The 12188-nt window shown below is 69.3% G+C and carries 11 protein-coding genes; 8 read left to right on the top strand and 3 right to left on the bottom strand.

The genetic code is table 11. The features are described 5' to 3' along the window. Positions 1-79: 79 nt before the first annotated feature. The 5 genes from ACQPWU_RS22390 to ACQPWU_RS22370 are packed head-to-tail and all read left to right on the top strand — an operon-like array spanning position 80 to position 5627. Positions 80-1387 (top strand): alpha-L-fucosidase, encoded by a 1308-nt coding sequence (locus ACQPWU_RS22390; RefSeq protein ID WP_433443046.1) that lies wholly within the window; start codon positions 80-82, stop codon positions 1385-1387. A gap of 15 nt (positions 1388-1402) precedes the next feature. Then, a complete protein-coding gene (locus ACQPWU_RS22385) occupies positions 1403-2824 on the top strand; it encodes an ABC transporter substrate-binding protein (protein ID WP_433443043.1) in 1422 nt (473 codons plus the stop codon). Next, positions 2821-3720 (top strand): carbohydrate ABC transporter permease, encoded by a 900-nt coding sequence (locus ACQPWU_RS22380; RefSeq protein ID WP_433443040.1) that lies wholly within the window; start codon positions 2821-2823, stop codon positions 3718-3720. The genes ACQPWU_RS22385 and ACQPWU_RS22380 overlap by 4 nt, the downstream gene beginning before the upstream one ends. An 8-nt stretch (positions 3721-3728) precedes the next feature. Beyond that, positions 3729-4649 (top strand): carbohydrate ABC transporter permease, encoded by a 921-nt coding sequence (locus ACQPWU_RS22375; RefSeq protein ID WP_433443037.1) that lies wholly within the window; start codon positions 3729-3731, stop codon positions 4647-4649. A 3-nt stretch (positions 4650-4652) separates the two neighbouring features. Then, positions 4653-5627 carry an aldo/keto reductase gene (locus ACQPWU_RS22370; protein WP_433443034.1) on the top strand — a complete coding sequence of 325 codons (975 nt, stop codon included), beginning with the start codon at positions 4653-4655 and terminating at the stop codon, positions 5625-5627. Positions 5628-5878: 251 nt separating this feature from the next. Here the strand turns inward: ACQPWU_RS22370 and ACQPWU_RS22365 are convergent, their stop codons facing one another. Both ACQPWU_RS22365 and ACQPWU_RS22360 read right to left on the bottom strand, forming a co-directional pair. Next, the gene (locus tag ACQPWU_RS22365) at positions 5879-6544 is read right to left on the bottom strand and encodes a hypothetical protein (RefSeq protein ID WP_433443031.1); all 666 of its coding nucleotides are present in this window, start codon (positions 6542-6544) and stop codon (positions 5879-5881) included. Positions 6545-6559: 15 nt separating this feature from the next. After that, complete coding sequence (locus tag ACQPWU_RS22360) at positions 6560-7618, bottom strand: saccharopine dehydrogenase NADP-binding domain-containing protein (RefSeq protein ID WP_433443028.1); 1059 nt, start codon at positions 7616-7618, stop codon at positions 6560-6562. 231 nt (positions 7619-7849) lie between these two features. Here ACQPWU_RS22360 and ACQPWU_RS22355 point away from each other — a divergent pair, with 231 nt between their 5' ends. Continuing rightward, the gene (locus ACQPWU_RS22355; RefSeq protein ID WP_433443026.1) at positions 7850-8491 is read left to right on the top strand and encodes a helix-turn-helix domain-containing protein; all 642 of its coding nucleotides are present in this window, start codon (positions 7850-7852) and stop codon (positions 8489-8491) included. 78 nt (positions 8492-8569) lie between these two features. Here ACQPWU_RS22355 and ACQPWU_RS22350 read toward each other — a convergent pair whose 3' ends face one another. Continuing rightward, on the bottom strand, positions 8570-9466 hold the full coding sequence (locus ACQPWU_RS22350) for a LysR family transcriptional regulator (RefSeq protein WP_433443023.1): 897 nt from the start codon (positions 9464-9466) through the stop codon (positions 8570-8572). A 341-nt stretch (positions 9467-9807) separates the two neighbouring features. Here ACQPWU_RS22350 and ACQPWU_RS22345 point away from each other — a divergent pair, with 341 nt between their 5' ends. Together ACQPWU_RS22345 and ACQPWU_RS22340 are read left to right on the top strand one after the other, a co-directional pair. Beyond that, positions 9808-10581: an alpha/beta fold hydrolase gene (locus tag ACQPWU_RS22345; protein WP_433443020.1), complete on the top strand. Its 774-nt coding sequence runs from the start codon at positions 9808-9810 to the stop codon at positions 10579-10581. A gap of 49 nt (positions 10582-10630) precedes the next feature. After that, on the top strand, positions 10631-12076 hold the full coding sequence (locus ACQPWU_RS22340) for an MFS transporter (protein ID WP_433443018.1): 1446 nt from the start codon (positions 10631-10633) through the stop codon (positions 12074-12076). Positions 12077-12188 lie beyond the last annotated feature (112 nt).

The following is a 12188-nucleotide window of genomic DNA, read 5'->3' as shown; positions in this document are numbered from 1 at the left end:
ACAGTGCGCTAGAGCCTAGGTTGCAAGCGCTTTCAATTCAATTCTTGACGAAGTTAATTACCGGGTCTACGGTACGGCCATGCCTCACGGACTGCCAGAAGATCAGCCGCCCAGCCCGTCGATACATCCGACCTCTGCCGCTCGGCTGGCCGAGTTCCGTGAGCAACGCTTCGGGCTGTTCATCCACTGGGGGCTCTACGCACTCGCCGCCCGGCACGAATGGGTCAAGCAGCGGGAGCGCCTCACGGACGAGCAGTACCAGCCCTATTTCGACCACTTCGAGCCAGACTTGTTCGACCCGGACGCATGGGCGGAGGCGGCGGCCGGCGCGGGGATGCGCTACATGGTGCTGACCACCAAGCACCACGACGGCTTCTGCCTGTGGGACTCCGCCCAGACCGACTACTCGGTCGCGAACACGCCGTACGGCAAGGACCTCGTCGGCCCGGTCGTCGAGGCGTTCCGGGCTCGCGGCCTCGGGGTGGGCTTCTACCACTCGCTGATCGACTGGCACCACCCGCACTTCCCGATCGACGGCCTTCACCCGGCATACGCCGAGAACATCACCCATGATGACCGAAATATCGAGATTTATCAGTCCTATTTGCACAGCCAGGTCGAAGAGCTGCTCACCCGATACGGCCGAATCGACACAATGTGGTTTGACTTCTCCTACTCCAAGCGGGTCCGCAACGGCCGCCTCACACCCGGCGGCAAGGGCGCGGCGGACTGGCGTTCGGAGGAGCTGGCCGCGCTGGTCCGCAGGCTGCAGCCGAACATCCTGATCAACGACCGCCTGGAGATCCCCGGCGACTTCACCACGCCCGAGCAGTACCAGCCGGTGGTGCCCCCCGCGCAGGTGTGGGAGGCCTGCCAGACGCTCAACGGCAGCTGGGGCCACGACCGCGACAACCTCGACTACAAGCCGGTGGACCTGCTGGTGCGCCTGCTGGTCGACACCGTCTCCAAGGACGGCAACCTGCTGCTCAACGTCGGCCCGAACGGGCGCGGCGCGTTCGACCCGCGGGCGCTGGAGTCGCTGCGCGGCATCGGGGAGTGGACGCGGCTGCACGGCCGCTCCATTTACGGCGCCGGCCCGAGCACGTACGAGGCCCCGCCGGACTGCCGCTACACCCAGCGCGGCGACCGGCTCTACGTGCACCTGTTCGCCTGGCCGTACAAGCACCTCCACCTGCCGGGGTTGGCGGGGAAGGTGCGCTACGCACAGCTGCTCAACGACGCCTCGGAGATCCGCATCCTGGTCCCCGACCCGGCCGTGGACAGCGGCCACACCCGTCTGGGCGCGTTGCCGCCCGGAACCCTGACCCTCCAGCTCCCGGTGCAGCGCCCCGACGTGGCTGTGCCGGTGATCGAGCTCTTCCTTTGAGAGGCCCCCATGGAGATGAACCGTCGCCAGATGCTGGCCCTGGCGGTGGCGGCCGCGACCGCGCCCGTGCTGTCCGCCTGCGCGGACACCAGGCAGCAGAAGCAGGCCGCGGCTCCCGTCAAGTCCGGCGCGCAGCTGATCGACCCCAACCGGCCGGGCAGCGACGCCTGGCCTTATGAGGCGGCCGAGCAGCTCAACAACTCGCTGACATGGCCGAAGACGAACGTGGCCGACCCGGCGTCCAAGGTGACGATCACGGTGGCGATGACCACGGACGCGGTCACCGAGGTGCGCAACGCCCAGTTCGACTTCTTCTTCAAGAAGCGCCACCCGAACATCGAGATCAAGCGCGAGTCGGCGCCCTTCGACCAGTTCCTGACGAAGTACATGACGCAGGCCGCCGGCGGCACGCTGCCCGACGTGCTCTACAACCACTACTCCTGGACGCAGAACCTCATCGCCAACCAGGTGCTGCATCCCGTGGACGAGTTCATCGCCAAGACGCCCGAGTTCGACATGGAGGACATCCCCCAGCGCGGGCTCGGCTACTTCAAGCGGGACGGCAAGCTGTACGGCCTGCCCACCGACATGGCGCCCAAGCTGCTCTTCTACAACAAGGACCTGTTCGACAAGGCCGGCATCGACTACCCGGACGAGAGCTGGACGTTCGACAAGCTCTTCGAGACGGCGAAGAAGATGACCAGCGGCTCGGGCGCGGAGAAGATCTACGGCTTCTCCCCCATGCCGGTCCCGGCCCCCGACCTCAGCGCCGTCTTCCTGATGCCGTTCGGCGGCCGGTTCCTGGACGCCGCCGAGTCCAAGGTGCTGATCAACGAGCCCGCGGCCAGGGAGGCCATGGGGCGCTGGCTCGACCTGCTGGTCAAGGACAAGGCGGTGCCGAGCCTGGCCGAGCTGCAGCTGCTGGAGAAGGTGGACCCGTTCAAGACCGGGCACGCGGCCATGCTGATCAACGGCGCGTGGCTGATGCTGGAGCTGTCCAAGCAGAAGGCGTTCAAATGGGGTGCCACGCACGTGCCCAAGGGCCCCGCCGGCCGCTTCAGCCCGGCCGTGGGCAGCGCGCTGGTGATGCCGGCCTCGTCGCAGAACAAGGACGCCGCCTGGCTCTACATGTACGAGTTCCTGTCGTCCTCCGGCTACAAGTTCCGCCAGATCACCTCGCCCGCCCGGCAGTCCGCCTGGGACGACAACGCCAAGGAGGTCGGCATCCCCGACGAGACGGCGAAGCTGGTCAAGGAGATCCTGGCCGACTACGCCTCCGACGACGGCGTGCTGCGGCTGCCGGCCAACAAGAAGGTCGTCGACACGGCCAAGCCCATCTGGGAGAGGGCGATGCTCGGCAAGATCAGCGCTGACGACGCCCTGAAGGAGATCGCCGACAAGGTGGCGCCCGTACTGGCCGAGAACAAGATCGCATGACCGCCGTCAGCGCCCCCAGCACCCTGGCACGCCGCGAGGCGCGACGGTTCCACCTGTTCGTCTCGCCGTGGCTGATCGGGTTCGTGCTCTTCAGCGCGGGCCCGATCCTCGCCGCCATCGTGCTGAGCTTCATGGACTGGAACCTCCTGCAGCCGCCGAAGTGGGTGGGTTTCGCCAACTACGTGCGCATGGTCAACGACCCCGAGTTCTGGGAGTCGATCGGGAACACCGTGGAGTACGGCGTCGGGGCGGTGGCGCTCGGCGTGACGTTCACGTTCCTGCTGGCGCTGCTGCTCAACCAGCCGCTGCGCTGGCAGGGCCTGTTCCGCACGGTGATGTACCTGCCCTCGGTGGTCTCGGGCCTGGCCACGGCGCTGCTGTGGCTGAACATCCTGCACCCCGACTACGGACTGATCAACAAGGTGCTGGCGTCGTTCGGCATCCAGGGCCCCGGCTGGCTGGCCTCGCAGGAGTGGGCCATCCCCGGGCTCGTGCTGATGAGCGTGTGGGGCGCGGGCAACACGATCGTCATCTACCTGGCCGGGCTGCAGGGCATCCCCAAGACGCTCTACGAGGCCGCCGAGATCGACGGGGCGGGGTGGTGGCGCCGGTTCTGGAGCGTGACCGTGCCGATGATGTCGCCGGTCATCTTCTTCAACGTCGTGACCGGGTTCATCGCCGCCCTGCAGAGCTACGTGCTCATCCTGGTCATGACCGAGGGCGGCCCCGGCAACGCGACGATGGTGCTGGGGCTCTACATCTACCGGCACGCGTTCGTCTACTTCGACATGGGGTACGCGGCGACGCTGTCGTGGGCGATGTTCGTGCTGGTCATCGCCGTGACCGCGATCCAGTTCAGCCTGGCCAGGCGCTGGGTGCACTACGAGTTCAAGTGAGGTCGCCGATGCTCCTCGAGACCGCGGCACGCCGACGCAAGGGGCCCGCGCCCACCCGGCCGGGCGGCGGCACGTCCCTGACCTCGCAGCAGGCCGAGCACATCAGGAGGATCCGGCGCTCCGGCGCGTACATCCTGCTGATCATCAGCTCGGCGGTGTTCCTGCTGCCGTTCCTGTGGATGCTGACGACCTCGCTCAAATCGGACGCGGAGAACCTGGCCTTCCCACCGCAGTGGTTGCCCGACTCCTTCAACTTCGACAACTACGCCAAGGGCTGGAGCGGGTCGCTGCCGTTCAACCGGTTCCTGGTGAACACGATCGTGATCACCGCGCTGTCCATGGCGGGCAACCTCATCTCGTGCATCCTGCCCGCGTACGCGTTCGCCAGGCTGCGGGCGCGGGCGGCGGGCGTCATGTTCGCGGCGCTGCTGGCGACCATGATGATCCCGCGCGAGATCACGCTGGTGCCCAAGTTCGTGATGTTCTCCAAGCTCGGCTGGGTGGACACGTACCTGCCGCTGATCGTGCCGGAGTTCTTCGGCGTGGCGCTCTACATCTTCCTGCTGCGCCAGTTCTTCACCACGATCCCGCAGGAGCTCATCGACGCCGCCCGCATCGACGGCGCCTCCGAGCTGCGCATCCTGTGGAGCGTCATGCTGCCGCTGGCCAAGCCGGCCATCGCGGCGATCTGCCTGTTCTCCTTCGTCGCCAACTGGAACCAGTACCTGGAGAACTCGATCTATCTGCGCTCGATGGAGAAGATCACGCTCGCGCAGGGGCTCGGCATGTTCAACGGTCAGTACGTGACCCAGTACAACCAGATGATGGCCGTCGCGCTAGTGTCAATGTTGCCCATCCTTATCATCTTTTTCCTGGCACAGAAGACGTTCATCCGGGGCGTCACGCTCACCGGAATCGCAGGAAGGTAATCGTTGGACTACGAACGCCAGCCGTACAGAAGGTGCGGCCGTAGCGGTCTGCTCCTCCCCGCCGTGTCGCTCGGCCTGTGGCACAACTTCGGCGGTGGCAAATCCCTCGACAGCCAGCGGGCCATCTTCAACAAGGCACTCGACCTCGGCATCACGCACTTCGACATCGCCGACCGCTACGGCCCGCCGCTCGGCGCCGCGGAGGCCACGTTCAACCGGCTGCTGCCGCGGTCGCTGCGTGACGAGGTGGTGGTCACCACCAAGGGCAGCAACCCCATGTGGGACGGCCCGTACGGCAAGGGCAACTCCCGCAAGCACCTGCTCGCCACGCTCGACCGGTCGCTGGAGCGGCTCGGCCTCGACTACGTGGACATCTTCTACCTGCACCGCGACGACGAGGACACGCCGCTGGAAGAGCAGGTGGCCACGCTCGACCACATGGTGCGCACAGGACGCACCCTGTACGTGGGCGTGTCCAACTTCTCGCCCGAGCGCACCGCGCAGGCGGCCCGGCTGCTGCGCGACCTCGGCACCCCGCTGCTGATCCACCAGCCGTCCTACTCGCTGCTCAACCGGTGGATCGAGCAGGACCTGCTGGGCGTGCTCGAGCAGGAGGGCGTCGGCTGCGTGGTCTACTCGCCGCTGGCCCAGGGCCTGCTCACCGACCGCTACCTCAACGGCATCCCGGCCGACTCGCGGGCCGCCGAAGCGCGCTTCCTGACCCCCGACAGGGTCACGCCGCAGGTGCTGACGTTCGTGCGGGCGCTCTCCGAGCTCGCCTCGTCCCGCGGGCAGACGGTGGCGCAGCTCTCCCTGGCCTGGGCGCTCAGGGACCCGCGCGTCACGTCGGTGCTGGTCGGCGCCTCCAGCCCCGAGCAGCTGGAGGCCAACGTGGCCGCCGTGGACCGGCTCGACTTCACCGACGACGAGCTGGCCACCATCGACCGCGCCGCCAAGGAGGCGGGCATCGAGGCTTAGGGGATCTCCCCCTTTACCCTGGCTCCCCGCGGGGAGCCGCCGCTGCCCGGGCGACCGGCACGATCGTGGCATGACCACGGCCGGACGATGGACCGCCTGGGCAGCGGCCTCCTGGACGTTGTCCACGTCGCGTCCGAGATTCACTTCGCCCTCGCCGAGCGCATCAGCGTGACCGGCGGCCCGCACGCGGGCCCCGGAGACCTATGTCGCTTCCCGCCCCGCCGGCCGGTGCGGTGCCATGCGGCCGCCCGTCATGCGGCGCGCCGGACGGCACGGCCGAGGGCGACGAATCCCGCTGCGTACAAGGTGGCGCCGGCGACCTCGAGGATCTGGATGAACGGGGAGCGAGGTCCCGAGATGAAGATGAGCAGACCTCCGACCGTGTACACCACTGCGCCCGTGCCGAGGAGCAGGCCCGTCCACCTGCGTCCGTGCCGGGCGAGGAGGGAGGCGAGCACCGCATACCCGATCGGGAACAGGAGCAGAGCCGGCACCACGATGATCGCCCCGCCCGTGTCGAGATCGGCCGGAGTGTGCACGATCTGTGGCGCGTACCGTGCCGTCACCGGGTTGTGCGAGCCGTCGAAGACGATGAGGCCGAACCACGCTAAAGTGCCGGCCATCGCCGAGTACCAGCCGAGTGCCGCGTGGCGCCCCAGGCGGAGGCCGCCCGAGGCGAGGACGCCGACGAGGCTGATCACCTGGAGCAGCAGACCGATCGCCTGCACGTCGTGGGTCACCCCGTACAACTGACCGACCGCCGCGATGCTGTACCCGTCGCGACCGGGGTGCAGCACCGTCCCGATCAGGAACAGTGGTCCCCCGAGCAGCGCGGCCACCGCCCCGGTCGCACGGAGCGAGGTTCGGGCCGTGGCCGTGCCGGCCGGTCCGGAGGTCGGCGGGTGGGAAGCGGTCATCGTGTCCTCCTGGATTCAGGGGCGTTCGGTGTCGAGGATGTCCGGCGTCCACAGGTGGACGCCGTGCTCGGACAGGTCTTCGGGGAGAGATGCCAGGGCGGGGAGTTCGTCGATGTGGTGGACTCCGGCGGGGATGGCTCCTGCGATCAGCCGACGGGTCACCTGGGCTGCTACCAGCGCCGTGGCGCGGCTTTGCGCCTTGCCGGTCAGGGCGTAGGCGGCGTGCGCGTCGCCCACGCGGGCGTCGGCGCGCACCGCCCATCCGTCTCCGCCCAGGTGCACCCGGGTGAGTGCCGCTGTCAGGGCCCGCCGGACGCCGGGATGCCGGGCGGTGCGGAAGGCGCCGACCCGGCGCAGGCCGAACAGCGCGGCGGTAAGCGCCCGGGAGTCCAGGCACAGCCGGGTCGTGACATCGGGCACGCCGAGGGTCCGCCGGAGGCTGTACTGGTCGGAGAAGGGAAAGGGATGGGCCGTCCGGATCCTGTGACCGGGCAGCGGCACCCTCGCCGGCCGGGCTCTGGCAGCGGGATCGGCGAGCCGGGCGATGGTCCAGCGGACCGCGTCGGCGCCGTGGCGCTCGCCGGCACCCAGCAGCACGGTGAGGTCCACCCGGTCGGCGCCGCCGACGGCGTGGTGGGCACGGCGGGCCAGCAGGTTCGTCATGCCGGGCGCCACCCCGACGCTGAGAGCGACCCTCACTCCCGCGGCCGCGGCGGGGCCATGAAGGAGCTCGACCTGAGCCAGCAGATGGTGGGAGGCGCCCACGTCGACCAGGTGCACACCCCGTGTCAGGCAGGCACGGGCGATTCGGTCGTCGGGAGGCTCCACGCACAGGACGACGACACCGATCCGGTGACGGGCCAGGACGTCCTCGAACTCGCCGACATCGCCGGCCACGTCGACCCGGGCCGCCCCGGCTGAACCGGTCTCGGCGGCGACTCCCCGCGCCCGCGTCAAGTCGCGTCCGGCCGGTACGACGCGACCGGGAAACAGGTCGGCGAGGGTCCGGGAGACGATCACTCCGACCGCGCCGTAACCGCCGGCAACGAGAAGCCCGTCCCCGGCAAGTTTCACTGAAGTCACACTCCAGTAGATTTCACTAAACCGACGCTCTAGTCAACTCTCGGGGGCGGATGTCGTGTGGCCACGCTCGCAATTGAGCAGGTGAGCCAGCATGATGGTTGGCGAGCACGGCGGCGGACCGCTCGTGAATCCCAGAAGAGCCGACGAAGACGGTGTCTGCGAACGCTAGAGTGGTACTTTATCGATGTTCGTAGCAGTCTCGGGAACGAGTCGGGAGGTCAGATGTCGACCGCGAGACCCCGGCAAGGGGGCACCGGCGTGCGCGCGGCCAAGACGGCCGCGACACGCGCACGCATGCTGGCCGCGGCACGCGAGCTCTTCGTCGAACACGGCTACATCGCAACGACCATGCAGGCCATCGCCAAACAGGCCGGCGTCGCCGTTCAGACCCTCTATTTCACCTTCGCCACCAAGCGGGCCATCCTGAAGGAGCTCTTGGATGTCGAGATAGCAGGCGATGAGGCACCCATCGCGACCCTGGACCGGCCCTGGGTCGCCGAGGCCATGGCGGCGCCCCCCGCCGAGCAGATCCGGCTCCTCGTGGCCGCGAGCGGGCCCATCCACGCCCGGGTCAGCCCGATCCTGGAGGTCGTCCGCTCGGCCGCCAAGGTCGATCCGGAGATCGCCGAGCTCTGGCAGATCAACATCGGCCAGCGGCACACCGTCCTGGCCGCCTTCACAGGCGCCCTCGCCGCCAAGACGAGACTCCGTAACGGCCTCGACGTGCTACGCGCCACCGACATCGCTCTGGCGACCCTCGCGCCCGAGGTGTATCACCTGCTCATCGAGGAACGAGGCTGGACGCCGGAGGCATGGGAAGCCTGGGCCGCCGACGCACTGATCCGCCAGCTCCTGCCGGACTGAGACGCCTGCCGAGGTCGACCACCCACCGCCGCGGCCACTGCGCGCGCACGCTCGCCGGACGCACTTGAGGCGGGGCCCTCATCCGGTCAGCTGAAATGTCGCTCGTGCGCAGGTCAGGAGCGTTTCTGTCTCCGGACGCGGCGTGGTGGACCTCGCCGTCATCATCGACCACTCAAGGATGGGCGTCGGCTCGACGAGCGGGCGGAACACCAGGTCGCCGGGCGGATCGGCCCAGGTCGCGGTGGGTACGACACAGCCGGTCTCGCGCAGCACCTCGGCGTTGGCGGCGGAGCCGTGCGTGGCCCCCGGCCATCGGCTCGGCTTCACTTGGGCCTGCCGGCAGAAGGAGCGGACGAATTCCACCCATTCGATGGCGGCTTCGTCGGACGGCAAGAGCAGCTCGACGTCGGCCAGCATCGCCACGGGGACGGCGTCAAGCCGGGCGAGCGGGTGACCGGCGGCCATTCCCACCAGGACCGGCTCGCGGCGGATCACTTCGGCGCGCACCTCCGGCGGGCAGTGCGTGGACAGACCGAGGAGCATGTCGAGCCGACCGTCCCGAAGCGCGGCCAGCCCGCGGGGTACGCCGTCCTCGACCTGATGCACGCGAATGCGCGGATGCTCACGCCGCAGCCGCCGCAGGATGCGCGCGCCGGTCTCGAGCCCACTCGATGAGATGTCGACCCGTAGTGGCCGCCCCTGGCCATCCTGCGCGGCTTGCCGGGCGGCGTCGAACGCGTGCTGGACGGCCGTGATCGACCGTCCGGCCGACTCGAGCAAGGCCTCACCCGCCCGGGTAAGGCGCACCGAGCGCGTGGTGCGATCGAACAGCCGCACGCCGAGCTCACGTTCGAGCTGCTGGATGACCCGGCTGAGGGCCTGCTGGGACACGTACAGCCGCCGGGCCGCCGCGGAGAAGTTGAGCTCCTCGGCCACCGCTACGAAGTAACGCAGGTGCTTGAGCTCAGCGTTCATCTCCGCTCGCCCACCGCTCGTCATCGTGGTCAGGCGCCGGGCGCCTGCCCCTTCCGTCAAGGATCGTCGACGACGAACAACGGCTCCCTTCGCATGGGCTATTCCGCCGCTTATGGGCTTCGGCCGGCCACCCGTCACTCGCAAGAGAATCCCGCGTCCCCGCGATTTACCACGTGACGGCGTCAATGGCGGCGTAATCGGTGTTTCCGCCTCCAGAGTCATTCGCATTAGCGTCATTTCCGCGGCAGGCGCCGGCCTGATCCCGCCGCTCACGAACGGCACGCCACGCGGCGAGGTCTGACGTCGCCGCCGCCTTCATCACGTGCACAAGGAGAATGTTCATGCCTTTCGTCACCACCAGGGGCACCACCGTGCCCTACACCGCGACGGGAACCGGTCCGGGCCTGGTATTGCTGCACGGCACGAGTGGTGATGCCGCGACGCACTGGTCGCACCTCTCCGGCAGGTTCACCGATCGCCGGCGAGTCATCGTTCCCGACTACGCGGGCAGCGGCGAGTCCACGGTCGAGGACGGCGAACTCACCCTCGACCTCCTCGTCGAGCAGGCTGTGGCAGTCATCGGTGATGCGGCGGACGCTCCCGTGGATCTCGTGGGCTTCTCCATGGGCGCCGTGGTGGCGGCCGCCACCACGGCGGCCCACCCGGAATCGGTTCGCCGTCTCGTGCTCATCGCCGGCTGGGTGAACAGCGACGACTGCCGGTTCCGGCTGGCCTTCGACACGTGGGCGCGGCTGGAGGCCATCGACCCGGACCTGTACGTCCGGGTTCCGACACTGCTCGCCTTCAGCCCGCCTTTCCTCAGCCGCCTCGGCGACGACGGACTGGCCGGATTGCTCGCCGGCAAACCGGCCGCCGCCACCCTCCGCCAGATCCGGCTGGACATGCGCACCGACATCACAGCAGCGCTACCGCGGATCGCGGCGCCCACGCTGGTCATCGGCTGCAACCGCGACTTCCTCGTCCCCGTCGAGCACTCCCGCGCGCTACGCGACGGCATCGCGGGCAGCACCTACGCCGAGCTGGACAGCGGCCACGTAGTCGTGCACGAGCAACCCGACGAGCTCGTACGGCTCATCCGGGACTTCCTTCTCTGAGACCGGCCGCGACCGGTTCCCGACACCTCGATCAAGGACTGCCCCCTTCATGGACCGCGACCAGCACCAGACCACCACCGAGCCGGTTCGCACGCCGGGCGCCTCACCCGCCGCCCCGCTCCTGCTGGCGGTGATCTGCGCGACGATCTTCTTCGACGCGCTCGACCTTTCCATCACGCAGATCGCGCTTCCCCAGATCCAGGCCGCCCTGCGCGTATCCACCACCGCTCTGCCCTGGGTGGCGACGTCCTACGTCGTCACCTACGGCGGTTTCCTGCTGCTCGGCGGCCGCGCCGGAGACCTCGTCGGCGCCCGCCCCGTGTTCCTCGCGGGACTCGCCGTCTTCGGAGCGGCGTCGCTGGCCTGTGGCCTGGCGGGCGACAGCATGGCCCTCATCACGGCCCGCGCCGTGCAAGGAGTGGGGGCCGCGCTGACCGTTCCAGCCGCGGTCATGGTGCTCGCGACCGTGTTCCCCGACGGCCCGCCGCGCCATCGCGCGTTCTCCATTTTCAGCGCGGCCGCGGCCGGCGGGTTCACCGCCGGCCTCGTGCTGGGCGGCCTGATCACCAGCGGGCTGTCCTGGCGGTGGATCTTCCTGGCCAAGATACCGGTCGTCGCAGCCGTCCTGCTCGCCGCGATCCGTGCCGTCCCTTCACGCTGCGGACCACGCGGGCGTGGCGGCTACGACCTCGCCGGAGCGCTGACCGCGACCGCAGGAGCCCTCCTGCTCGTCTACGGCGTCACCCTGGCGGGCGATCCGGGCGCCGCGCCCGCCGGCGTCGCGATAACCGTCGCCGCCTCTGTCGTCCTGCTGACCGCGTTCGTGCTCGTGGAGCGCCGTAGCCGCGCACCGCTGCTGCCCCTGCGGCTGCTGCGGCAACGCGCTCTCGCCACCGCCGACGCCGCCGCGCTGACCGTGCTGGCCGCGCCCTTCGGGGTCTCCTTCGTCGTCACCCTCTACTCGCAGGACGTGCTGCATCGCTCGCCCTGGCAGACGGCGCTCACCCTGGTGCCGGGCAGCGTCGCCTCCGCCCTGGTCGGACGCTATGCCGCCCCGTGGGCGCTCGACCGGTTCGGGCTGCGCGCGGTGTACTCCGCGGCGCTGCTCACCGTCGCCGCCGGGAACGCCCTGCTCATCACGATCACCGCGGCGTCGGCCACCTGGGTCGTGATCGTCTCCACGCTGACCAGTCTGGGCCTCGGTATGGGCCTGGCCTATCCCGCCGCCACTCTCGGCGGCATCCGCCACGTGCCCCCCGCCGATCAGGGAACGGCCGCCGGCCTGAACAACACCGCGCTTCAGGTCGGCGGCGGACTGGGCCTGGCGGCAGTGGCGGCGGCCGTCACGATCGGGCTGGGCGGCGGCACCGCGGGCACGGTCCCGCCCGGCACCGCCCTGCACGCCGTACGGCTCGGCGCCGCGATGGTCACCCTCATCCCGCTGGCCGGCGCCGCCATCGCCGCGTTCGGCCTGCGCGCACCCGCAAAGCGGTGACCTAGAGGGAGTCAGAACCAGGACAGATGCTCACCGGGATCCGGACGCCTCGCCGCCCGCGTGGAGTTCTGAAAATTTCACGCCGCGACCGGCGTTCGCACTGGTCGCCAAG

This window comes from Nonomuraea sp. CA-141351 (assembly GCF_050944675.1).
Classification (GTDB): Bacteria; Actinomycetota; Actinomycetes; order Streptosporangiales; family Streptosporangiaceae; genus Nonomuraea.
This window is presented reverse-complemented; position numbering and strand designations above follow the sequence as displayed.